This is a genomic window from Pedococcus sp. P5_B7, assembly GCF_054049895.1.
This window is the reverse complement of record NZ_JBFULM010000002.1, coordinates 765,974-788,444: the sequence shown is the minus strand read 5'-3', so window position 1 is coordinate 788,444 and position 22,471 is coordinate 765,974. Positions and strand designations below refer to the sequence as shown.

At 66.7% G+C, this 22,471-nt stretch carries 25 protein-coding genes and 1 tRNA gene; 19 read left to right on the top strand and 7 right to left on the bottom strand.

Annotated elements, in window-relative coordinates; genetic code table 11:
- Window positions 1-147 precede the first annotated feature (147 nt).
- Window positions 148-900, top strand: coding sequence for a haloacid dehalogenase type II (locus ACXJKD_RS06580; protein ID WP_457253661.1), 753 nt, complete (start codon window positions 148-150; stop codon window positions 898-900).
- Between the two features lie 102 nt (window positions 901-1,002).
- Window positions 1,003-1,431, top strand: a complete 429-nt coding sequence (locus tag ACXJKD_RS06575; protein ID WP_457253659.1) for an SRPBCC family protein — start codon at window positions 1,003-1,005, stop codon at window positions 1,429-1,431.
- 371 nt (window positions 1,432-1,802) lie between these two features.
- On the opposite strand, the gene ACXJKD_RS06570 is transcribed toward ACXJKD_RS06575, so the two are convergent.
- Entirely contained in the window at window positions 1,803-2,450 is a 648-nt protein-coding gene (locus ACXJKD_RS06570) for a hypothetical protein (RefSeq protein WP_057378025.1), read from the bottom strand.
- Window positions 2,451-2,616: 166 nt separating this feature from the next.
- Between ACXJKD_RS06570 and ACXJKD_RS06565 the strand changes: the two genes are divergently transcribed.
- The 7 genes from ACXJKD_RS06565 to ACXJKD_RS06535 all read left to right on the top strand — a co-directional run bounded on the left by ACXJKD_RS06565 (window position 2,617) and on the right by ACXJKD_RS06535 (window position 6,630).
- A complete protein-coding gene (locus ACXJKD_RS06565) occupies window positions 2,617-3,060 on the top strand; it encodes a MarR family winged helix-turn-helix transcriptional regulator (protein WP_082592672.1) in 444 nt (147 codons plus the stop codon).
- Window positions 3,057-3,668: a sigma-70 family RNA polymerase sigma factor gene (locus tag ACXJKD_RS06560; RefSeq protein ID WP_057378023.1), complete on the top strand. Its 612-nt coding sequence runs from the start codon at window positions 3,057-3,059 to the stop codon at window positions 3,666-3,668. Before ACXJKD_RS06565 ends, ACXJKD_RS06560 begins: the two co-directional genes overlap by 4 nt.
- 167 nt (window positions 3,669-3,835) lie before the next feature.
- Window positions 3,836-4,258, top strand: a complete 423-nt coding sequence (locus ACXJKD_RS06555; RefSeq protein WP_057378022.1) for a cupredoxin domain-containing protein — start codon at window positions 3,836-3,838, stop codon at window positions 4,256-4,258.
- Window positions 4,255-4,701 (top strand): hypothetical protein, encoded by a 447-nt coding sequence (locus ACXJKD_RS06550; protein ID WP_235543917.1) that lies wholly within the window; start codon window positions 4,255-4,257, stop codon window positions 4,699-4,701. Before ACXJKD_RS06555 ends, ACXJKD_RS06550 begins: the two co-directional genes overlap by 4 nt.
- 132 nt (window positions 4,702-4,833) lie before the next feature.
- Window positions 4,834-5,598 carry a CHRD domain-containing protein gene (locus ACXJKD_RS06545; RefSeq protein ID WP_057378020.1) on the top strand — a complete coding sequence of 255 codons (765 nt, stop codon included), beginning with the start codon at window positions 4,834-4,836 and terminating at the stop codon, window positions 5,596-5,598.
- The gene (locus tag ACXJKD_RS06540) at window positions 5,598-6,308 is read left to right on the top strand and encodes a class F sortase (RefSeq protein ID WP_057378019.1); all 711 of its coding nucleotides are present in this window, start codon (window positions 5,598-5,600) and stop codon (window positions 6,306-6,308) included. Before ACXJKD_RS06545 ends, ACXJKD_RS06540 begins: the two co-directional genes overlap by 1 nt.
- A gap of 235 nt (window positions 6,309-6,543) precedes the next feature.
- A tRNA-OTHER gene (locus ACXJKD_RS06535) sits at window positions 6,544-6,630 on the top strand.
- 320 nt (window positions 6,631-6,950) lie between these two features.
- Here the strand turns inward: ACXJKD_RS06535 and ACXJKD_RS06530 are convergent.
- The 4 genes from ACXJKD_RS06530 to ACXJKD_RS06515 are packed head-to-tail and all read right to left on the bottom strand — an operon-like array spanning window position 6,951 to window position 10,571.
- Window positions 6,951-8,210 (bottom strand): MFS transporter, encoded by a 1,260-nt coding sequence (locus ACXJKD_RS06530; RefSeq protein ID WP_057378041.1) that lies wholly within the window; start codon window positions 8,208-8,210, stop codon window positions 6,951-6,953.
- Window positions 8,207-9,580 (bottom strand): MBL fold metallo-hydrolase, encoded by a 1,374-nt coding sequence (locus ACXJKD_RS06525; protein ID WP_057378040.1) that lies wholly within the window; start codon window positions 9,578-9,580, stop codon window positions 8,207-8,209. Before ACXJKD_RS06525 ends, ACXJKD_RS06530 begins: the two co-directional genes overlap by 4 nt.
- A gap of 31 nt (window positions 9,581-9,611) precedes the next feature.
- Window positions 9,612-9,965: a cupin domain-containing protein gene (locus ACXJKD_RS06520; RefSeq protein ID WP_057378039.1), complete on the bottom strand. Its 354-nt coding sequence runs from the start codon at window positions 9,963-9,965 to the stop codon at window positions 9,612-9,614.
- A gap of 21 nt (window positions 9,966-9,986) precedes the next feature.
- Window positions 9,987-10,571: a methyltransferase domain-containing protein gene (locus ACXJKD_RS06515; RefSeq protein ID WP_235543919.1), complete on the bottom strand. Its 585-nt coding sequence runs from the start codon at window positions 10,569-10,571 to the stop codon at window positions 9,987-9,989.
- 330 nt (window positions 10,572-10,901) lie between these two features.
- On the opposite strand from ACXJKD_RS06515, the gene ACXJKD_RS06510 reads away from it, so the two are divergent.
- Window positions 10,902-11,564 carry an ArsR/SmtB family transcription factor gene (locus ACXJKD_RS06510; protein ID WP_057378038.1) on the top strand — a complete coding sequence of 221 codons (663 nt, stop codon included), beginning with the start codon at window positions 10,902-10,904 and terminating at the stop codon, window positions 11,562-11,564.
- Between the two features lie 101 nt (window positions 11,565-11,665).
- Here the strand turns inward: ACXJKD_RS06510 and ACXJKD_RS06505 are convergent, their stop codons facing one another.
- Together ACXJKD_RS06505 and ACXJKD_RS06500 are read right to left on the bottom strand one after the other, a co-directional pair.
- Window positions 11,666-11,863, bottom strand: a complete 198-nt coding sequence (locus ACXJKD_RS06505; RefSeq protein ID WP_200961924.1) for a hypothetical protein — start codon at window positions 11,861-11,863, stop codon at window positions 11,666-11,668.
- A gap of 43 nt (window positions 11,864-11,906) precedes the next feature.
- Window positions 11,907-12,326, bottom strand: a complete 420-nt coding sequence (locus ACXJKD_RS06500) for a nuclear transport factor 2 family protein (protein WP_157582147.1) — start codon at window positions 12,324-12,326, stop codon at window positions 11,907-11,909.
- A 615-nt stretch (window positions 12,327-12,941) separates the two neighbouring features.
- On the opposite strand from ACXJKD_RS06500, the gene ACXJKD_RS06495 reads away from it, so the two are divergent.
- The 9 genes from ACXJKD_RS06495 to ACXJKD_RS06455 all read left to right on the top strand — a co-directional run bounded on the left by ACXJKD_RS06495 (window position 12,942) and on the right by ACXJKD_RS06455 (window position 22,445).
- The gene (locus ACXJKD_RS06495; RefSeq protein WP_057378036.1) at window positions 12,942-13,346 is read left to right on the top strand and encodes a hypothetical protein; all 405 of its coding nucleotides are present in this window, start codon (window positions 12,942-12,944) and stop codon (window positions 13,344-13,346) included.
- A 580-nt stretch (window positions 13,347-13,926) separates the two neighbouring features.
- Window positions 13,927-14,331, top strand: a complete 405-nt coding sequence (locus ACXJKD_RS06490; protein WP_457253655.1) for a hypothetical protein — start codon at window positions 13,927-13,929, stop codon at window positions 14,329-14,331.
- Window positions 14,328-16,715 carry a hypothetical protein gene (locus ACXJKD_RS06485; RefSeq protein WP_457253654.1) on the top strand — a complete coding sequence of 796 codons (2,388 nt, stop codon included), beginning with the start codon at window positions 14,328-14,330 and terminating at the stop codon, window positions 16,713-16,715. Before ACXJKD_RS06490 ends, ACXJKD_RS06485 begins: the two co-directional genes overlap by 4 nt.
- 606 nt (window positions 16,716-17,321) lie before the next feature.
- Window positions 17,322-18,077 (top strand): alpha/beta hydrolase family protein, encoded by a 756-nt coding sequence (locus ACXJKD_RS06480; protein WP_457253652.1) that lies wholly within the window; start codon window positions 17,322-17,324, stop codon window positions 18,075-18,077.
- Between the two features lie 154 nt (window positions 18,078-18,231).
- Window positions 18,232-19,071 carry a hypothetical protein gene (locus ACXJKD_RS06475; RefSeq protein WP_457253651.1) on the top strand — a complete coding sequence of 280 codons (840 nt, stop codon included), beginning with the start codon at window positions 18,232-18,234 and terminating at the stop codon, window positions 19,069-19,071.
- Between the two features lie 152 nt (window positions 19,072-19,223).
- On the top strand, window positions 19,224-19,673 hold the full coding sequence (locus ACXJKD_RS06470; protein WP_457253650.1) for a cupin domain-containing protein: 450 nt from the start codon (window positions 19,224-19,226) through the stop codon (window positions 19,671-19,673).
- A gap of 110 nt (window positions 19,674-19,783) precedes the next feature.
- Window positions 19,784-20,206 carry a nuclear transport factor 2 family protein gene (locus ACXJKD_RS06465; protein WP_457253649.1) on the top strand — a complete coding sequence of 141 codons (423 nt, stop codon included), beginning with the start codon at window positions 19,784-19,786 and terminating at the stop codon, window positions 20,204-20,206.
- Complete coding sequence (locus ACXJKD_RS06460) at window positions 20,206-21,588, top strand: MmgE/PrpD family protein (protein WP_457253648.1); 1,383 nt, start codon at window positions 20,206-20,208, stop codon at window positions 21,586-21,588. Before ACXJKD_RS06465 ends, ACXJKD_RS06460 begins: the two co-directional genes overlap by 1 nt.
- A 248-nt stretch (window positions 21,589-21,836) precedes the next feature.
- Entirely contained in the window at window positions 21,837-22,445 is a 609-nt protein-coding gene (locus tag ACXJKD_RS06455) for a hypothetical protein (protein WP_457253647.1), read from the top strand.
- Window positions 22,446-22,471 lie beyond the last annotated feature (26 nt).

The window sequence follows — 22,471 nt, the reverse complement described above, 5'->3', positions numbered from 1 at the left end:
GGTACAGCGATCGGTCAACGGTTACCAACGCGGCGGACTCTGCCTGCCACGAGTCTCGAGGTGAGGGTGGGCGCGACGGGCCGCATGATGGTGACGAGCGAAGGATGAAGACCGCATGGACTCGCAGTCCCAACGAAGGAGAAACGCATGAACCAAGCGTCCCTAGGAGATCGCTCGCACAATGCTCTGGTCGAGCGCGACGAGGCTGCGTCCGATGGCCCGCGCCGCCCCAGCCTGATCGTGTTCGACGTCAACGAGACGCTGTCCGACATGAGCGTTCTTGCGGATCGCTTCGGAGAGGCGGGCCTGTCTCCGCAGCTTGCGGCCACCTGGTTCGCCGGACTGCTGCGGGACGGGTTCGCGCTGACCGTGACCGGTGAGAACCCGGACTTCGCGCAGGTGGCGTCCGATTCGCTCGTTGGCCTGCTCCGGGCCCGGGGCGTTCCGGATGTCGATGGTGGAGTCGAACGCGTCATGAGCGCCTTCATGCAGCTGCCGCTCCACCCTGACGTCGTGGACGGGATCCGCGCCCTGAGTGACGCCGGAATGCGTTTGGTGACACTCAGCAACGGGTCGACAGCTGTTGCCGAGGGGCTCCTCGAGCGCAACGGCATTCTGGAGCGGTTCGAGCGACTCTTGTCCGTTCAGGACGCATCGGCATGGAAGCCCGCCGCGGCGGCTTACCGATACGCGATGGAGGAATGCCGCGCCAGCGCCTCGGAGAGCATGCTGGTGGCTGTCCACCCGTGGGATATCCACGGAGCCCACAAGGCTGGGCTCGCCTCGGGCCTCATCAATCGCACAGGCGCGCTCTACCCCGGCTTCTTTGCCAGGCCCGATGTCGAGGCGCCCACGTTGGTCGAGCTTGCCCGGGCCCTGACGGGAGACCGGACAGGCTGACTGCCGGATCTACTCCTCGACGTTTGTCCGGCGTCCCGAACAGTCGTCCTGAGGTCCACCGCGCGGGTGCGAGATGATGTCGCCATGACTGTGGACGTGCAGGTGCAGACCACGATCGACATGCCGGTCAGCGCGGTTGCCTCGTTTGCGAGCGACCCCACAAACGCTCCGGACTGGTACACCAACATCACGTCCGTCGTCTGGCAGACCCAGCCGCCCGTGGCGGTCGGATCGCGGATGGACTTCGTCGCGCACTTCCTGGGCAGGCGCTTGGCGTACACCTACGAGGTGGTCGAGCTCGAACCGCAGGTGCGACTGGTGATGAGGACCGCAGACGGTCCCTTCCCGATGGAAACGACGTACAGGTGGGAGACGGTTGGCCACGGCAGCACAAGGATGACCCTGCGTAACCGGGGCAACCCTGCAGGCTTCTCCCGACTTGCCGCACCCGTCATGGAACTCGCTATGCGCAAGGCCACGACCAAGGACCTCGCACGACTCAAGACCCTGCTCGAGGCCGCCCACCGCTGACCTCAGTGGGTTCGGCGACCACGGGTCAGGAGGGCGGAAGCGACCGCCCCCGGCAGCATGGCCGACGGGTCGGCGAACCGGCATACGGAGGCTCGTCTGCCGGGGCGGGTCCACGAACGGGCCGCGGGTGGGTGAGGTCCGTCCGAAGGAAGGCCGACGACGAGTGCGGCCAAGATCTCGGTCTGCATGACGCCTGGCCTCAGGACGCGGCGATGGTAGGAGCCATGCAGGCATTTGCCCCCGTGGCGGGCTGTTCTTTGAGATGTCGAGCGAGTCACGCTCGTCGGTGAAGACGGCGGTGACCTCGGCCCCGCGATGAACCAAGGGCCTGTCACTGCCGAGCACGAGAGGCTCGGCAGTGACAGGGCTGGCTACTGGCGAGTGATCTCGCCGCAGGCCACGGGCAGGGTCGCTTCGAACAAGCTGCTCAGCGAGGTGTGGTCCGGGTCGCTCGGCAGGTCCGTGCCATGGATGACGATGTGAAGGTTGGCGAGGTTCTTGGCGACCTCCTTGGGAACCACGACGCTGCGGTGGTAGTTGAGGTTGCCATTGGCGTCGGCGGCCAGGAACCGTTCAAGGCTGAGGCCGCTGGAGGGGCTGGTGTCGCCGGTCACCGTCATGGACACGTCGATGGGACCGTAGTCAGGTGCCCCCTCGCCCAGGGAGATGAGCCCGTCGGGTTGGCCCGCGACGAAGGTAGAGGGGTCGATCGGGTCGCCGGTATTGGTGTCGGCCTCGATGCCCGGGCACTCGTTCCTGGCCTGTGTCAGGCCGTGAATGTGCATGGCATGCGGCTCGTTGGGGGTCAGGCCCGAGGCAGTCAGGTTGATGTCCAGGGTGCGACCAGTGAGCCGCAGCACGGCGTTGCCGGTGACGTTCGATCCGCCATCAGCTGCGTGGTCGTGGGGAACCGGCGCCAAAGATGCACCGAAGGTTCCCGCGCTGACCGCAGCCGCGGCCCCGGCCGAAAGCAGAACGGCAGCCGGTACTGCCAAGGCGACCTTCATGGTCTTGTTCATGTCGAACCCTTTCATTGCGTTGGGGTGCCCCTCGGCGCCCATGCACCACACCCGATGTGGTGTTCGTCACAACCCGGCCATCCGGATTGCCGCCCCACCGCATCGGGCGCGGGCCCCCGTTTACTTCACGCGTTATCTATATTGATGGATGTCACGAAGGAGCCCCATGGCCACGTCCAGCAATCTGCGACTGAACGACCAGCTGTGTTTTGCCCTCTACGCCGCGACCAACCAGGTGACTCGGGCCTACCGGCCCCTGCTCGAGGCCATCGGGCTGACCTACCCGCAGTACCTGGTGATGTTGGTCTTGTGGGAGTCGGACGGCCCACTAATCCACGAGATCGCCGCTCGGCTGCAGCTGTCGTCGCCCGCAGTCAGTCCCATCCTCGGCCGTCTCGAGGAGGCCGGCTTGGTGGTGCGGGACCAGGACTCCGCCGATGGGCGAGCGGTCAGAGTCAGGCTCACCAGCAAGGGCGCTGACCTGGAGTCAGCTGCGTCGAGGGCGCAGCTGAACGTGGTGGATCAGACCGGCCTGTGCGGTGACGAGCTCGGCGAGCTCAGGGACGGCCTGCACGATCTTGTGATGCGCATGTCCGTGCGCCACCCATGAGCGAGCATGCTCGCCTGGGTGGCGGCACGGGTCATCTCGGTGAACCTGACCCGGCGCCCGCGTTGGCAGACCTGCTGGTTCGATGCGCCTCCGGCGACGAGAGAGCCTTCGAGGGGCTGTACGGCGCCACGGCTTCCCGGGTGTTCGGCCTGGTCTTGCGCCTCGTGGTCCAGCATTCCCTCGCTGAAGAGGTCACTCGGGACGTCTTTGCGTGCGTGTGGGCCGAGTCGAGTCGCTTCGAGCCTTCCCGTGGCTCCGCCATCGGCTGGGTCCTGACGATTGCCCACCGGCGCGCGGTGGACAGAGTCCGCAGCATCAGCGCCAGCCGGACTCGTGATGACGTGTGGTCGCGGAAGGTCACCGATGCGCCCTTCGACTCCACGGCAGAGTCGGCGCACTCCTCCTTCGAGGCTGCCCGGGTCAGGGGCGCCCTGGCGGCGCTGACGGTGAAGCAGCGCACCGCCCTCCAGCTGGCCTACTTCCACGGACTGACGTACCCGGAGGTCGCGGTCCAGCTCGGAATCCCGCAGAGCACGGCCAAGACCCGGATCAGGGACGGGCTGCGGAGCCTGGCGAGCGCGCTTGACCACGTTGCGGCCACAGCCTGACGATCCCCTTCGAGTCCGTCCTCTGACGTCTGGGCGCAGCGCCATCGGTGGCCGCTGCGCCTCGGGAATCGTCGCGGTCATGAGCGGCGCGAACCAAGCCGGATCGAGCGTCGCACCGAACTCCTGACCGTGGTCGCCCAAGCGGCCGCCCGATCTGGAGGCATCACATGACCCGCAAGATCTCGCTGCTCGCTGTCGTCCCGGTCCTGGCTCTGGGCTTGTCTGCGTGTGGTTCGTCGAGTGGGGACGCCGGCTCGTCATCCACCTCCCCCATGTCGGGCATGGACATGTCGTCCTCGAGCAGCAGCTCAGCGGCGCCGTCGTCGTCGTCGCCGGCGCAGGAGTCCGAGTCGGTCATCACCATCTCGGACTTCGCCTACAAGGTGCCGGTGTCGGTCGCCCCCGGGGCCACGATCACGATCAGCAACGACGACTCGCAGGCCCACACGGTCACCTCCAAGGACGGCGGGTTCGACGTGAAGATCGACCCCAAGGGGACGGCCACGTTGAAAGCGCCCGACAAGGCCGGCAGCTACACGTTCGTCTGCACTTTCCACGCGAACATGACCAGCACCCTCGTGGTTAAGTGACCATCCAATCGGGCCACGCGAAAGCCGATCGTGCCCCCCGCGTGCTGCACCTCGTGCTGCGGGCAGCGATCGCGGTGACCCTGGTCGTCGACACGGTCGTCCACCTCCACCTCGCGCCCGGTTACCAGCAGTCGGCCCCCAGCGGAATCGGTGCGGGCAACCTCTTCCGCATCGAGGCGGCGGCAGCCCTGGTGGTGGCCGTCTGGGTGGTATGGCGCGGGAGCCGGGCCGCCTTGCTGGCGGCCTTCGCCGTCGGGGTGAGTGCGTGTGTGACCGTGGTGCTCTACAGGTATGTCGACGTTCCAGCCCTGGGGCCGATACCCGCGATGTACGAGCCGGTCTGGTTCACGGAGAAGTCCCTGAGCGCCGTCGCCGAGGCGGTCGCCGCCGTGGGCGCTGCCGCCGGGCTGGTGGTGTCGCGTCGCGACCGCACAGGCGCCTGACCTGCGTAGGAGCGAGCCAGTCGCGCAGAAAGTTGAGCTTTGCACCCATCTGGGTCGTGAAGGGCGACGAAGTACCTGCACAAGTGTGTTTCCAGTGCGACCCGAAGCGGCCGCGGATCAAGGAGTTACCGAATGCGTACCACCACCAAGATCGCGACCATCGCCCTGGGCTCTGCCGCCCTGCTGCCCTTCCTCGGTGCAGGCGTTGCGCAGGCGGCCGACGGGAACACGATGGCCACCCTTCGCCCCGTGGTCCTCAATGGCGTCAAGGGCAGCGGCACCGCGATGGTGACCGTCAGCGGCACCCGCATCGACGTGACCATGGCGGCGAACGGCCTCCTTCCCGACCAGCCGCACGCGGCCCACATCCACTTCGGGGCGGACGCGAGGCACGAGTGCCCCGCCGCCGGCGACGACGCCAAGGGCGACGGCACCATCAACACCACCGACGGTGGCCCGGCCTACGGCCCGATCGTCGTCTCCCTCACCAAGACCGGTGACACCTCGCCCAAGAGCGGCCTCGCCGTTGACCGGTTCGACACCGCCCCCGGCGGCAAGATCAACTACGAGCGCGGCAGCATCAAGGTCTCCTCCGACGTGGCCCAGGCCATCACGGAGGGCAAGGCCGTCGTGGTCGTCCACGGCGTCGACCACAACGACAACGGCAAGTACGACGGTGACACCAAGAGCGACCTCGACCCGAGCCTGCCCACCGAGGCCACTGACCCGGCCATCTGTGGCGTCCTGAGCGCGGCTCCGGCCGGTGGCATGGACACGGGCGCCGGCGGCACCTCCACCCCGAACAACGAGGGCATGCTCCTCCTCGGTGGCGGCCTCCTGCTCGCTGCCGCGGGTACCGGTGCCTTCACTGCTCGCAAGGCTCGTAACCGCGCCTGATGTCCCTCTCCACGAAGTTCGGTGACCGTCGCGGCAGCATTGCCGCGGCGGTCACCGTCGTGCTCCTCCTCGTGGGAGGGCTGCTCGTGGTGAAGTCCTTCTCGGGCACGCAGGCACCGCCGCAGCCCGACGCGGCTCAGTCCGCCTTCACGACCTCCCCGGCTCCGTCGACCTCGGCACCGAGCGCGACGTCCTCCCCCACGTCCGGGGCAGGCAAGACAGCGGCACCCACCACCCCCGACTTCGGTCCGATCATGGAGCCGAGTTCGCCTGTCGCACTCCGAATTCCATCCATCGGCGTGAACACCAAGGGCATCGTCGACCTCACCCTCGACAAGAAGGGCAAGCTCCAGGCGCCGACCGACTTCGCCAAAGCAGGCTGGTATGCCGGCGGCCCCACCCCGGGTGAGTTCGGCCCCGCCGTCATCGGGGCGCACGTGGACAGCAAGTCCGGTCCCGCGGTCTTCTACCGCTTGGGGTCGTTGCAGAAGGGCGCGACGGTGAGCGTCCTCCGCAAGGACGGTTCGACCGCCCGCTTCGTCGTCGACCGCGTCGCGCGCTACTCCAAGGCGGACTTCCCGACCTCGACCGTATACGGCGACACCAGGGGTCGCGCCGAGTTGCGCCTCATCACGTGCGGTGGAGCCTTCGACCAGTCCACCGGTCACTACGTCGACAACATCGTCGCCTTCGCCCACCTCACGTCCTGAAGCGGCCATCGCTGGGCCACTCGGCGTCTCCGACCTTCTGTGCAACAGGCGCTGGCCAGTTCCGGGCCACCAAGCCAGAAACACAGCCTGTGTATCGGTGCGCGGGTACCCCAAGCAGGCCAATGACCAGACGTGTCTTGCAGGCTGGGAGATGTAGCCAGATGTGTAACCGGGAGGTGGCGGGACGGCTTGAGACGCGGTGCGAGGACGGGGACGCGACCCTGAGATTTCGTGCGGCGGGGGAGAGGCTGCGGAACACCTGAGACGTGGGCTGGGCTGGCTCATAACCCGGAGGTCGCAGGTTCAAATCCTGCCCCCGCTACTTGAAGTAGCAGGTCAGAGGCCCTTTCCCTTCGGGGAGAGGGCCTCTGGCGTTGGCACGTGTAGCCAAATGTGTAGCCAACCGGGGTCGAGACGCTCGAGAACGGGTCGGACACGGTGGGACGGCTGGGACAAGGCAGAAACGCATGAGACGGCCGTTTGGAACGGAGCGGGGCACGTTTCGGGGTGTCGCCGGGTCGGTGTCCGGGCGATCGCTGGATTCTGCGATACCTCGCCCCACTGATTCTCATCACGCGGTTTCGATCTCGGGCGAGCGAGTCGCTGCAATCAGGGGCCCGCGCTCTGGTGGCCGCGGCGGCCTCAGGCCGGCTTTGCCCGGGTGAGCTTGTCGTGGGTTTCGTACATGCGCTGGGCCACGACGAGCGCGGACGTAGCGGTCATTGCTGCGATCAGCCAGATCGCCGCGCGGACGCCGAGGGTGTCGGCGAGTACTCCGGTCAGGAGCGCGCCGACCGCGAATCCGAGGTCTCGCCAGAGTCGGTAGACGCCGACGGCGCGTGCTCGCCAGCTGGGGTGAGCGACGTCGCTGATGGCGGCCAGCAGAGTGGGGTAGACCATGGCTGTGCCGGCGCCGAGCAGCACGGACCCCAGGGCCCATGGCGTCTGTGAGTTGGCGGTTGCGATGATCGCCAGAGCGGCGGCTTGGAGCAGCATGCCGCCGGTGATGAGGTGTTTGCGGCCCCAACGGTCGGACAGTGCACCGGTGGCAAGTTGCCCCACGCCCCAGACGGCGGGGTAAAGGGCGACGAGGATGCCGGTCTGGCCGAGCGACAGTCCGGCGGAGGTGAAGAGAACCGGGAACAGGCCCCAGGCGAGGCCGTCGTTGAGGTTGTTGACCAGGCCGGCTTGGCTGGCCGACGAGAGGGCGGGCTCGCGGAAGCTTGTCAGCACGAGGACTTCCCGGTCGGTCAGGTCCTCGGAGTCGGCACGGGTCGCCGCCTCGTGGTCGGAGTGGGGACGGGTCTCCCGGACCCAGAGCGTGGAGAGGCCGAGGCCGAGCGCGGTGTAGGCGACGCCCAGCAGGAACGGCTCGGGCCGAAGTCCGGCGTTCGCTGCGATGGTGCCTGTGAGCAGGGCGGTCACGGCGACCGCGAGGTAGCCGGCGGACTCGTTGAGGCCCATGGCTAGGCCGCGGTGTCGGGGCCCGACAAGGTCGATCTTCATGATCACGGTGGTGGACCATGTCAGCCCCTGGCTGATGCCGAGCAGGACGTTGGCGGCGACGACGACCCACCAGTGGGGCGCCCAGATGAGGAGCAGGGGGACGGGGAGGGCGACCAGCCAGCCTGCGACTAGTACGGGTTTGCGCCCATGGCGCTCCGACCAGGTCCCGGCGAAGTAGTTGGTGCATGCCTTGGCCAGGCCAAACGCGAGGATGTAGGTCAGGGCCGCGGTGTAGGAGTCGAGCCCGAACTCCTGGGTGGCAAGGAGGGGCAGGACGGTGCGTTCCTGGCCGAGCGTTCCGCCGACCAGAGCGTTGACGGCAACGAGCAGGCCGAACTGGGCGGCGTTCGCTCGTACGCCGAAGACGGGAGACGCCGACGTTCCTGCTCGTTTCACGGGCCGCTGGCGAGGTCCTCGCCGTGGGCGGTGGCCCAGTCCTGCGGGCTGCCGGCGAACACGGCGACCTGGGTGAATCCGGCTCCGGACAGCAGCGATGCCGCTCCCATCGCGCGTTCGCCGTGTCCGCACATGACCACGGTAGGCACGTTGGCGAGGTGGCCGAGCACGGCAGGGAGGTCGCCGAGCTCGATGTTGAGGGCACCAGGGACGTGTCCGGCTCGGTACTCGGCCTCCTGACGGATGTCCAAGACCCGCACGGTGGCCGCGGCGCTCACCCCGGCGCTTGCCTCGACCAGCGGCACCGAATTGGTCGGCAGGCACGCAGCGGACCAGGCCTCCTGGCCGCCGGCTAGTTCGCCGATTATGTTGTCGTAGCCGATCTTGACGGCCTGCCAGAGCACCTCGTCGACGTTCTGGTCGGGTTCGCGGAGCACGACGAGTGGTGTGTCGTTGGGTGCGAGCCAGCCGAGCCAGCTCGCGAACGCGGGCCGTAGCGGGATCGAGAGGGCGCCCGAGGGGTGTCCGGCGGCGAAGGCGGTCACTGGGCGCACGTCGACGATCACGGCGCCGGTTGCCTGCGCACCGGCAGCCGCCTGCGGTGTGAGCTGCTCCAGCCCGAGCCGACGGGGCAGGATCGCTGGTCCGCGCCGGTTGATCTCGGCCAACCGCAGGAAGTAGGGCGGGAACGAGCCGAGCCCGGCGAGCAGCCGAGCGACGAACGCGTTCTCGTCTGCGGCGGACAGCAGCGGGTTGTTGGCCCGTTCGGCGCCGATGGTGCTGGTGCGGGCGGAGCCGCCGGGTGCGGCGCAGAAGGAACCAGCGCCATGAGTTGGCCACACCTCGACGTGGTCGGGCAGCTCCAGCAGTCGATGCACGGACCGGTACTGGGCCCGGGCGAGCTCGATCGTGCGGTCGGGGTCGACGAGGTCGGTCCGGGCGACTGCCCCGACCAGCAGTGAGCCCCCGGTGAAGACCCCGACGGGTTGCGAGCCGTCCAGCAGAAGGTAGGACAGGTGCTCGTCGGTGTGCCCGGGCGTCCCGAGGGCGCGCAGCCGCAGACCCCCGAGGTCGAAGTCGTCACCGTCGCTCAACCCGTGGTGTCCGAAGCTCCGGTTCCCGGCGGCCGAGGCCAGCACCGTCGCGCCCGTAGTCGCAGCGAGCTGACGAGCGCCGGAGATGAAGTCCGCGTGCAGGTGGGTGTCCGCGGCGACGGCGACGCGAAGACCCCGGGCGTCGGCGGCCGCCTCCAGGGCGCGCAGGTCACGACTGGGGTCCACGGCCAGGGCGCGGCCGTCGCCGAGGTCGACCAGGTATGCCGTGTTGCCCAGTCCCTTGTCCGCGATCTGGAGCGTGAGGGGGTGCGTCATGTGCTGTTCGGCTCCATCTGCGTGTCACGCCTCAGCTGGGCTTGGCATAGGCCTTGATTCCGGTGTCGAGCAGGACACAGGGCTCGTCGCCGTCGGTCCACGCGTCGTGCCCGGGGTCAAGGTCCACGACGTCGCCGGGGCCGATGGAGACCTCGCTGCCGTCGTCGAACCGGACGGTCATCTTTCCCGAAAGGCAGATTCCCGTGTGGTGGGTCTGGCAGGAGTCGGTGCCCGCGATGGGCTTGACGTCGTTTGACCAGCGCCAGCCTGGTTCGAAGACGCCGCGACCGAGAGTGAAGTCGCCGAGGGTGACCACATCCAGGTGGCCGTGAGCCTTGAAGGGGCGCTGCTCGTGCGGGGTGTCGATGTTCTGCTTGTCGGACATGGGTTCCTCCGGTGGTGTGGGTTAATCGGTGGTCAGGGTGGCGAGGATGGAGATGCTCTTGACGCCGTACCTGGCGCTGGCATTGCGGGCCTGGTCGGATATGAACGCGTACGCGTTCTCGCGGTGACGGGTGATGGTGACGCCGGCCGATTCGATGGCCTCTAGGTGTACTGACCACGGACCTTGTTGACATGAGGGAGGACCTCCGGGCGAAGTGATGGGTGTCGAATCCGTTGCTTCCCACCGGAGGTCGGCGTTGCAGACGATGGAGTCCTTGAGCTGTAGCTCGCTGATGATGTCGGCGATCGCGAGCCGCCCGCCGGGCTTCAGCACTCGTGCGGCTTCGGCGAACACCGCCTTCTTGTCGGGGCAGAGGTTGATCACCCCGTTGGAGATCACGCAGTCCACGGTGCCATCTCCCAGCGGGACTGCCTCGATCCGGCCTTCCCGGAACTCGACCTGTAAGAGCCCGGCCTCGTCGGCCAGCCGGCGTGCCTTGCCGAGCTGCTCCGGGGTGAAGTCGACCCCGCACACCCGCCCCGCGGGACCGACGAACCGCGCTGCGTACAAGGCGTCCATCCCTGACCCGCTGCCCAGGTCGACCACGGTCTCACCGGCCCGGAGGTCGGCCAGGTCGAAGAAGAAGCCACTCCGGCGAACGACTCGACCGCCCCCGTCGGAATGTCTGCCAGTCGGTCAGCGTCGTAGCCAACCCGCAGTGCGAGCGGTGCACCGAGTTCGAAGTGGAAGCGGTCGTGGGGCTGCTGCGCCACGTGCCGGTACATCTCCTTGACCTTGCCCTCGAGCTCCTGCGTGTTCACCAAGATCGTCACGGTTCGCCTTCTTCGCAATATTCAATGATTCACTTGAATAAAACTCCTGTAGCGTGAGCCTTGTCAAGGGGAATCTTGAATAGAGTGGGGGGAGAGGTGACAGATGGCAGATCACGCAGCAAAGGCCGCTCTGTATGACGCACTGGCGGAGTCGGCCAAGGCGCTGGCCAACGGGCGACGTGCGGAGTTGGTCGACGTGCTCGCTCAGGGCGAGCGATCGGTGGAAGAGCTTGCCGCCGAGATCGACCAGACCCTCGCCAACACGTCCCAGCACCTGCAGCGGCTGCTGCGTTCCGGCCTGGTGCAGTCGCGTCGCGAGGGCACCCGGATCTACTACTCCCTGGCCAGCGAGGTGGTTGGTGACCTGTGGCGGACCATGCGACGAGCCGCCCAGGAGCATGTCTCCGGGCTCGAGCAGCTGGCTGCCGACTACCTCGGTGACCGCAGCAAGCTGCGGACCATCACCCGCGACGTGCTGCGGAGCCGCCTGCGCGACGGTGACGTGGTCGTGCTGGACGTGCGACCCGAGGCCGAGTACGCCGCCGGTCATATCCGCGGAGCGATCTCGATCCCGATCCATGACCTGAGGTCGCGTCTTGGCGACATCCCGGACGGCGCCGAAGTGGTCGCCTACTGCCGTGGCCCGTTCTGCGTCTTCGCCGACGAGGCCGTCCGGCTGCTCAGCAGGAAGGGCTTCAGCGCCGCCCGCCTCGAAGACGGTTTCCCAGAATGGAATGAGGCTCACCTGCCGGTCGCCCGCCCGTAAAGACCGACCCAGAGATGCGTGGCGCGTTGAGTTGCTTGGAGTTGAAGCAGACCGGGCACACCAGCAGCCGGCCGCCTGCTGCCGCGTAGCGTCCCCTGAGGTCAGGGATGCTCGGGCAGCCTTCGCAGGCGGTTACCGACGGCGACGCCTTCGAGTGCGAGTGGGACAGCTTCCTGGGTGAGGAACGTCAGGGTCGGCCGTCCGCTCTCGGCGGCCCCGACGGCGACGAGCAGGGCGACGGTGACGCGCTCGGCGTCTTCGAGTCCCGTGGTGAGGCTGATGGCTGCTTTGTTGTCCATTGTGTGCCCCTTCGAGGTGGTACATCGCTACCAGTGGAGTCGGTCAGTTGCGGTTCTCGCGCTGGAATCCGGAGCACAGGAGGTCTATCGACGCGATGCGCTCGCCGGCTTGCAGGTAGGCCTGCTGCTCGATGACGTGCCAGGCATCGTCGCCCCACGGCGTCGGATGCATGCGGAGCCGCCACGCCACGTGCGGCCTGCCAGCGACCTCGCCGACGGCACTGTCGAGCACCTCGAACTCGTGGGCGCCTCCGAACCAGATCTGAAGGTTCTCGACGATCTGGGCGGCTCCGTGAAACGCGGTGGGTCCGCTGGGAAGCATGGCCCGCATGGTTGCGTCGGCCTCGAAGCACGCGGGCATCCGATCAAAGTCGCGTGCGGCCAGAGCCTCCAGAAGCTGGCCGCCTGCCGACCTTCGATCCACCGGGTTCGGCCGGATGGGCGTTGTCGTTGTCTCAGTCATGTCAGAACCTCCGCAGATTCAAGTGATTACTTGAATATGGTCCCGACCTGGAAACTTGTCAAGAGAAGTCTTGAATAGAGCCCTCTCACGCCTCAGGGAGGTCGACCGGAATGCCGACGCGGGCCCCTTTCGGTATAGCCGTCCTCGAGACGAGCGGCCTGGTAGCCACGGTCGGGTGATGGCGGGTCGGGAGGTCAGGCTGACCGACGACTTCAAGGCGTTCCCTGGCACGCCCGGGATCGGGGTGCATCAGTGTTGCACCCGCGGCCCTGAGGCCAAGAGCATCCTCGAGCGGGCCAACGGGTACCTGAAAACCTGGTTCCTGCGCGGTCGGACCTTCACCGGCCCGGCTGACTTCAACACCCAGCTGAGCCACCCGCTGAAGCGGGCGCATACGCGGCCTTCGTTGCCTCTCCGTAAGGGCGGGTGGAGTACTAGTCCGATCGGGCGAGGCGGCCGCCGTGGGCTGGGAGGAACGTGCTGTGGTGCGGGCCGGGTGGGCCGCCCTGGCGCATCGTCCGCGTGGAGGGACAAGCTATGAGAGCTTTTGCGATTGCACGCGCCACCCTCGTTGCTGCCGCGACTGGGGCCTTGATGTTCACTGGGACGGCGGCTATGGCTGCTGCTGCCAGCCCTGTCACGACGGTCGTCCACGAGCACCAGGGCACGGAGACCTTTGTCGACGTGGGTCCCGAGTGCGGCTCGACCGAACTCTTCGAGATCACCGTCACCTATAACTCGGTGGAGAAGCAGACCATCTTCGCCGACGGGCGAGAGCACGACACCTTTACCCAGACCGGGACCTTCGAAGCGGTGTCGCTCGAGACGGGACGGACTGCGACCGGACACTTCACCGTCTGGGGCGGTTTCAACGCCAACGGGACGAGCGCCAACGGGACGTTCACGTTCAACGTCAACGGCGCCTACGACGACGGCCAACAGATCAGCGTCCACTCCGTCGACCACTTCAGCGCCATCCCCACCGGAGCGGTCTTCGAGTGGTCGAAATGCCACGGCTGACGGCTGGCTGAGGCGACCTTCGACTCGAGACGTTTTGCACCGGTGGGCGTGTACTCCAAGTAGGCAACGGCCAGACGTGTCTTGAAGGCGGGTAGGTGTAGCCAAATGTGTAACCGGGAGGTGGCGGGATGGCTTGAGACGCGGCGCGACCATCAGGACGCGACACCGAGATCTCGTGTGGCAGGGGACATGGCACGGGACGTGTGAGACGTGGGCAGGGCTGGCTCATAACCCGGAGGTCGCAGGTTCAAATCCTGCCCCCGCTACTAGAAATAGCTCGTGTCGTTGCCTTGGCCCCCACAAACTGTGGGGGCCAAGCGCATTTGCGCATACATCTAGTGGCCGTGGCCGGGGTTGTCTCACCGATTGTTGGCCCCATTCTGGGCGCTTCAGCGGGCATGACCTAGGTCGCACCAGGTCTGCCCCACGGCCATCCTGTGCGCCGGCGGCATCCTCCTGGCGCTCACAAGAGTGGGGACCTGGGTCGTTCTGGGTCACCCGCGGCCCCTCAGGGCCGGTTCTTGAACCTGCTGGAGGTGGGGGACTGCGCACCGTCGAGGGCTACGGACGGTGCCAGCACATGACTGACACCATGCAAGCGCTTCGCCGCGAGGCCCCGCGCACCTACGCCGCCGACGAGACCCTCACGATGGCGGACGTTGCCGATGCCCTCGGCAAGGACCTGTCCACGATCAAGCGGTGGAAGGACGCCGGTCGCTGGCCTAACGCGGTCAAGGACACCGGTGGTCGAGGTACCTGGCGCATCCCGGTGAGCGACTTGGTCGCATCCGGAGACATCGAGGCAGCCCAGGTGGCGTCTCTCGCGGCCCAGGTGGCTGGACGGCGTGAGTCCAAGCAGGTGGCAGAGCTCCGGGAGCGGGTCATCCGCCTGGAGGAGCAGCTGTCGTCCATGACGCAGCTTGCCGCCGAGCGGAAGTCGATGATCGACATCCTCGTAGCAACGAAGCCGCAGGTGCAGCGATGAGCCGGCCGTTGACCGGCTCGCTCAGGCAGACGACCGGCGGCGCTTGGGAAGCGAGCCTGCCAGTTCGTCGGGGAGCGACCCAGCGCGTGCAGCACACCTTCGTAAATCGCGCCGATGCAACCGCTTGGTTGGCGTCTGCGTGCGACCAGGTGAACGCGGGCGAGCCCGTGACCTCACCGCGTCCTGAGCAGCTGTCCATTCAGCGTGTTGCGACCACCGGGGGGACGTCGTTCCGCGACATGGGCGAGAAGTGGATCGCCGAGCACTTCGAGACTCTCTGGCGCGGCGATGTCCCCCGGCAGCGCACGGTCGAGCGTCACATCGCGCGGATCGCTGACTTCATGGAGGAAAGGGGCTTGGTCATGGAGACGATGACACGTAGTCACGTTCTGGACCTGGAACTGTCGCTCATGCGGCCGACCGTGGCAGCGACTTCCGTGGCCGTGCCGTCCGGTCTCGACCCCGACGCCCTGATGACCAAGAAGCAGTTGCTCAACTACAAAGAGGAGTGCCCGTCTGAGTCGACGCTGAAGCGCCGGATCAAGGACGGCGTGCTTGTGCCGGCCGCTCGCGTCGAGGGTGCAGATGTCTTCCGCGTTCGTGACGTGTTCTCCGAGGCGGTCTTCGGCCCGACGGGGCATTTGCGGCGAGGCCCGAAGACCCAGGGGGTGCTGTCGCCGGACGTGGCGGCCGACGCGATGTGGGCATTCAACGCGGTTTTCGCGCACGCCAAGGACTTGAGCGTTCGGGTGCCGGAGGACCGTGCCAGCTTGAAGATGCCGAGGTCGCCACGGAACCGGAAATACCGCCCGGTGCCGGTTCCGCTTGTGGTCTGCGTGCAGATCGCTCAGCGGCTGCACGTGGTTCATCAGTTCGCCTTGTGGCTCATGCGGATCCTGGGTGTGCGCATCGGTGAGGCGTACGGCATTCGGGTTGGTGACATTCTTGACCACGGGGAGGGGTTGCCCGGCGTGATCGCCCTGGAGAGGCAGGGTGGCAGGCGCTTCGAGTACCGGGACGAAGCTGGCAATGTTCAGGTAGGCGACAGCTCCGATCAGCTGAAGAACACGAGCTCGTACCGCGTTGTGGTCGCGCCGCCCATCCTGATGGACCTCGTCAGGATCGTCATTGCGGTCTTCCACACTGATTCTGATGGGAGCATCCGGCATGAGGCGAGGCTGATCCCGGGATTGGAGCGCCAGGACGCGGGTGGTCAGCAGGGCTTTCGTTCTGCCCTGAAGGCAGCTGCGGCTTCGGTGCGTAACGAGCTCGGCGTTGACGTTCCTGAGGTCCTCGACGTCAGCAAGGTGTTCTCCGTGACGCCACACAACATGCGCCGGACCATCCTCACTGAGCTGCATCTCGCGGGCATCAGTGACCGCGCGGCACAGCGGATTGCTGGCCACGTCGGCGGCGAGGCTGTGCTTCACAGGCACTACCTTCTCGACGACCCTCAGCTCCAGGAGGAGTTCAAGGCTGCAGCCGTCTCCGAGCGCGAGCTCCGCGCGGCGGTTGGGCGCGGCCTGACGGTGCCCACCTCGGTTCGGTGCACGATGGGCAACCAGAGGGCACTCGCCGCCGATGCGGTTCGAATCGACACCGAGCTCGTCGCGTGCGGCTGGCTCGTGCTTGCTACCGACGGCGACGACTACTTGCTCGGCGCTTCGGAGGTTGCGGTGGAGCTTGGGGTGAGCGTAGGAGCCGCTCGGCGCTGGCTCGCCTCTGGTTACGTCCCGTCAGTCCTCGAAGTGAGGCGTGCCCGCGGCAGCGAGAGGCGTGCGCGCCTTCAGGATGTGCTCAAGGTGAAGGACGAGCTGTCCGGGCGGGTGACTTTGCGTGACTTGGCCGACGAGCTGGACCGCCCGTACCACGCGGTGTACCGGTTCATCCGAGGCGGCGCGCGCGAGCTCGAGCCGTGCGGTGAGCGTGACTACCTGGTGCCGTCGGGCGTTGCCACGGCCGTGCGTGAGCACTTCAAGGCGCAGGACGACCTGCGTGCTCGCGCGGTTCCCACGTCGGAGGCCGCCGTGGCACTTGGGATGCAGGTGCCTGTTCTCATCCACATGATCACCACCGGGGTCCTCGTAGAGGACGACCGGGCTGCGGATGGACGCCGCATGGTGACCAAGGAAAGCCTGGACGCCGAACTCTCGCGGCGGCAGGTGCCGGGACGACGCTGCGATGCGCTGGTGAACTGGGCACAGGCTTGCTCGTTGCTCGAGTCGCCGAATGCGCAGATGCGCGCGTGGGCTGAGGGCGGTCAGCTGGAAGTGCGGTGGAAGTCCCGGAGGCGGTACGTGACCCAGGCGAGTTTGCTGCGCCTCATGGTTGAGTGCTGCCCGGAGAAGATTCTCGCGGCGGCCGCGGAAGCGCGGCAGTCGTGACACCCGCGGACCCGGGATCGGAATGAGGCTGGCTGCTGGAGAAGCAAAGAGGATCATGTGGATGTGGATGCATACGTTGGTCAACCGAGATGGTCCCCGACTGACCAGTGCGCTGCCTGCCGGTTCACCTGACGAACAACAGAGCCCCAGTGACAGAGTCACTGGGGCTTGTTGTGAGGCTGGCTTACCGGCATTGTTCCGATTCGGGGTAGGTCCAACCTCTCTGGGCCGGGAATCACACCGGCCGTGCCCGGATGGTGGCCGACCTAGTGCGCACTAGGTCAGCCCCGGGGAGGAATGACAGCGCCTTTGCTGTCATTCCCTTGAAGGTCCGGGGCGGTGCAGGATGCGCAAACAGTCGAGGATGTGATCCGCGTCATATTGCGCCCCGCAGGCGTGGCGGCGATGTTTGGACGACCTCGGCCATGTGGCCAGTGCTGCCGCGCTGGCCGGTCTGGGCGGGCATCCGCACCGGACCGAGCGGCCCCACCTCACGGCCACTGACGTCTGACCGCGTACACCCCCAGCGGCTTCGAGGTGCAGCAACATGGTTCCCCAACCGTGACTGACCGTCCGGGGTCGTCACTCTATGAGAGGAAGGGCGCCGTGGCTGAGTCCGTGTCGTTCCCGAGCACCAGCGGACCGCGTCTGGCTGGCCTGCTGGACCACCCTGCCGGCAAGGTGCGCGGCTGGGGTGTTTTCTCTCATGGGTTCACCCTGGGTAAGGACAGTCCCGCCGCAAGCCGCATCTGCAAACAGCTCGCCCATGAGGGAATCGGCATGCTCCGATTCGACAATCTCGGCCTTGGCGCATCCGAGGGCGACTGGGGCAATGGCTCGTTTTCCAACAAGGTCGCCGACACTTCACAGGCCGTTCGCTACCTGAGCGAGACCGGCCGAAGCGTCAGGCTCCTGGTCGGCCACTCCTTCGGCGGGGCCGCGGTCATCGCCGCCGCGCCCTCCCTCCCTGACGTCCGAGCGATCGTGAGCATCGGCGCGCCCTACGACCCCGGCCACGTCGAGCACAACTACGACGCCCTCGTCGAACGCATCATGGCCGATGGTGAAGCCCCATTCCTCATCGGAGGCAAGGCTCTGACCCTGCGACGACACTTCATCGAGGACGTGCGCGCCGCCGACCTCAAAGAGCAGATCCGCACCCTTCGCCGTGCACTGCTCATCATGCACTCACCGACCGACAACACGGTCGGCATCGCCAACGCCAGCGACATCTTCCGCACGGCCCGACACCCCCGCAGCTTCGTGTCCCTCGAAGGAGCCGACCACCTCCTGACCGGGCCCGGCCAGGCCAAACGAGCCGCCCGCATCATCAGCGCCTGGGCCGATCCCTACCTCACCTGACGGTCGCACCAACGCTTAGATCGCAGGGAAAACGACGCCCACGAGCCATTGAAAATATCCTGCTATCTGGGATACTGTTATTCCGTCGGTTTGGCCCACGTACGAGCAGCGACGCACGTGCGGACGGATGCCGCCGAGACGAAAAGGAGCGAACATGCGAGTCAGTACGGCGGCAGAAACCGGCAGCGAAGCGGTTGGGAGCATGCGTGAGGGCAAGCTCGACCAGAAGCACCTGCTGTTCGGGGTGGACGGTTCGCCCAACAACTACGACCTGAACCTGGGCGTCACCGGCGGTGGTGGTTGGCGCACGCCGCGGCACCGGCACAACTTCGACCAGATCCGGTACGTGATCGAGGGAAGGTTGCCGTACTCGGAGACGGACTATCTGCCGCAGGGTTGGGTCGCATACTTCCCCGAGAGCGTGCACTACGGCCCCCAGGAGCGCGAAGAGGGTCTTCGCACCATGGTTCTGCAGTGCGGCGGCGCCAGCGGTCAGGGGTACCTCAGCGTCGCCCAGCGCGAAGCCACCAATGCCGAGCTCAACGAGACCGGCGAGTTCAAGAAGGGCATGTACCACTGGGTCGATGAGAACGGGGTCGAGCAGGAGGCGGACGGGTCGCTGGCCATTTTCGAGAAGGCGATGGGGCACAAGCTCGAGTTCGCTGAGCCGCGGTACACCGATGTCATCGCGATGAACCCGAACGCGTTCGACTGGCTGCCCGTCGGCGACGGCGGAGCACAGGAGAAGTGGGTCGGCATCTTCACCGAGCGCAACCTCAAGATCGGCTTCCTGCGCCTGGATGCCGGCGCCGTGTACCAGGCCGGTGAGCAGTCGTCGATCGAGATTCTCTTCCAGATCGACGGCCAGGTGACGGCCAACGACGCCAAGTATGGGCCGCAAACCGGATACGAGTTCCTGCCGAACGAGGGCACCGTAGCCATCGAAGCGCTGGAGCCGACCGAGTTCTTCCGGGCTGTCCTGCACACGTTCTGACCGACGTGGGGTTGCCCTGCCCCGCCCACTCAGCAGCTGGTTCAACAAGCATGGCTGCGGCTTGCCGTCCCTGACCACATCTGCCAGCTCGGGGAGACTCCCCCTTGGCTGGTGGGGTGGTCTGGATGGGCTGCCGTTGAAAGGAGCCAACGATGGTTTCGTCCCACAGGCGAGTTGTCGTCGGTGTCGACGACGCCGGCCGGTCAACCGTGACGCGCGACGCCCGTGACATGGCGCTGGCGCACCCGCCAACTGGAGTCACCATCGAGGAGGTGTGGTGGCAGGGAGAGGTACCGGCACGGCTCGACGACGACGGCGCCCGCGACGAGGTTGTGGGGCTGGCCGCGCCCCCGGCTGGGGGAGTGGTCAGGGTGCTCACCGTGCCACCCACCCCGTCCGACCGGCCGGTTGACCTTCACTACGACGACTCGATGCACGTCATCACGATGCTGACTGGGCGGCTCGACATCGTCCTGGAGGACGGTGAGGTCGCCCTGGGCCCAGGCGACACCATCGTCCTGCCGGCCAGCGTGCACGACCTGCGGAACCCTCACGACGAGAACGCCACGTTCGTGTACACGTCCCTTCCCCTGTCCCGGTGAGGCTGGATCGCTCCCGCGATGGCGCCACCGGACGTCCCACCACCGGCTCCACCGGCACGACACCATGACCTGAGACCTGGCGACACACCGACCGCCTGCAAGGAGCGAACATGACCACGAACGGGCCGGCTGCGGATCTGCTCACCGAGTACTACGCGGCCATGGAAGCAGGCGACCCAGCCAAGTTCGGCTCCTACTACGCCGACAACATGACGCTCACGTTCGGCAACAGCCCCACGATCACCGGTCGGCAGAACGTCATCGACACCATGACCGCTGTCCTCGGCACTGTCCGGTCCTTGCATCACGACCTGGTCAACCTGTGGGAGCTCGACAACGGCGTAGTCGCATACGAATCGATCGGGGTTTGGAACCTGTTTGACGGGCAGCAGGTTTCGATTCCTGCGTGCACGGTCCTGACCATCGTCGAGGGAAAGTTCACCGAACAGCGGATCTACGTGGACAACGCCCCCGTTGACGCCGCGCTCGCCCGCGAACGCGACAACGCTGCGGGTTCTGCCCCGGCCACGTAATGGCCACCGACGCCGACCTGGTCGAGCACTTCGCTGCTCACATCGCCGCCTCCACCTACGACCAGCTGCCTGCCGCAGCTGTCGATGCAGCCAAGAAGAGCATCCTCGACACCGTCGGGGTCATCCTCGCCGCCAGCGGAACGGAACCAGCCGTCCAAGGAGTCGTCGAACTGGTCCGGGAAGCGGGTGGGCGACCCGAGTCGACCGTGCTCGCGTTCGGGGACCGGGTACCCGCCGTGGCTGCAGCTTTCGCCAACGGCGCCATGGCTCACTGCCTCGACTTCGATGACCAGACCCCGTGGGGACAGCACAGTGCGAGCTCCATCGTCCCGGCCGTCCTCGCCGTCGCCGAGCGCCGCGGCACGGTCACTGGCAAGGAGCTCATCACGGCAGTGGCTGTCGGGCAGGACGTGTTCGCGCGGCTTCGACGCAACGTCGGCTGGCGCAAGGACTGGAACCTGTCAACCGTCCTCGGCGTGTACGCCGCCACAGCCGCCGCCAGCCGCATCCTCAACCTGACCGCAACTCAGGTAAAGCACGCATTGGGCATCGCAAGCATGCAGTCCAGCGGAGTGATGGAGGTCGTGGCCGGCACCGGAAGCAACTTGCGCGCTCTGTACGCCGGCTTCTCCGCCAAAGGCGCCGTTCTCGCCACGCTCATGGCCGACAAAGGAGTGACCGGAGTCGACCAGCTCTTCGAAGGCGAGTACGGAGTCTTCGCCACATACTTCGCAGGCAGCTACGACCGGGACGCAATGCTGACCGACCTCGGCAAAGACTTCCAAGGGTCCACCACCCTGTACAAGATGTGGCCTGCGGTCGGAACAGCGCACAGCCACATCAGCGCCACCATCGGCCTCATGGTCGACCACAACATCGTCCCCAACGAGATTGCCCAGTTGCGTGTCCACGTCGGCGACTACCACCAGCTGATGTGTGAGCCGCTGGACGCGCGCCGACAGCCGGCAACTCTCGTCGACGCGAAGTTCAGCCTTCCGTTCCTTGTCGCGGTGGCGGCCGTTCGCAGGGGCGTTGGCATCGCCGACTTCTCCGCAGACGGACTGCGCTCGCCCGAAGTGCTCGACATGGCACAAAAAGTGTTGCCCGAACCAGATGACTCACTGAACTGGGAGCTGGACCTGCCCCCGGGTCGCGTCGAAGTCATCCTGCACAACGGACAACGCTACGTGCGGACCGGGCACGACATCCCCGGAAGCTCCCAGTACCCGTTGACCTGGCAAGACCTTGGGCGCAAGTTCGCCGACTGCGCCAGCGTCAGCATCGCGCCGCCCTCGGCGCAACGAACCGGCCAGGCTCTGCACGTGGCCGAACACCTCGAGAACCTGGAGAACTGCGCGGACCTGGTCGCCCTTCTTCGTTGAAGGCATCTCAGCCGTCAGCCCGAACCAGTCCAAGGGCGACCGCGAACCCTTGCGGCACCGCTCATGCCTACTCGTCAGTGCAGAGCCGCCCCCGCGCGGAACGTTGCGCAGCGGCGTGGCAACGCGACCGCGCAGGGCCCGGGCTGAGCTGCACGTACGCGCAGACGCCCTGGTTGCCCAATCTGGCCCCTCGAGAGCGGTTCCGTGGCGTGGCGCGAAAGGCGCCGCGTGGACCAAGGAGCAAACCCATGAACGACTCACAGGTCATCCCATCTGAGATCGCCGCTGCAGCAGGTGACGTGTTCCGCGCTGCCCACTGGCTCGACTCGCAGTGGAACAGCAGCGCCAAAGCAGTCTCCGCAACCGAAGTCGCATGGCAGTGCGACACGTGGGGAAGTGGACGCGGTCGAGGCGACTGGATTGAGACCGCGAACTTCCGCGCCGCCGCTGCAGCGTTCGACTTGGACATCACGACGAATATCGACGGGCGCGACGAACTCGTCGTCACCCTTCCGCTAGACCAGTTCCCGAAGCTGGCCGCCATGTTGGCTCGGCTCGGCGACGAGCCGGAGGCGTGGCCATCGCTGCTCGAGGATGACCGCGACGACCAGATCGCGGTCGCAGCTGGTGGGCTCGCCATGTCGTTTCTCCGCCGTGGCCAACAACCCGCGCCTGCTGAAGGCACTGCGCATCCGGTAGTTGGCCGACCCAGGGCGACACTTCGGCAGCGCCGTTCTCGGGTGGCGAAGGCCCGGCAGCGCTTCTGGGTCGGTGGCCGATGGGACAACTCAGCGCACAGCTCGAGTCCACCCTTCACACGTGCGTGTCTCAGGTGGTCTGAGCCGTGTCATCGGTGAACGGCAGCGGGGACGGGGCGAGCAGC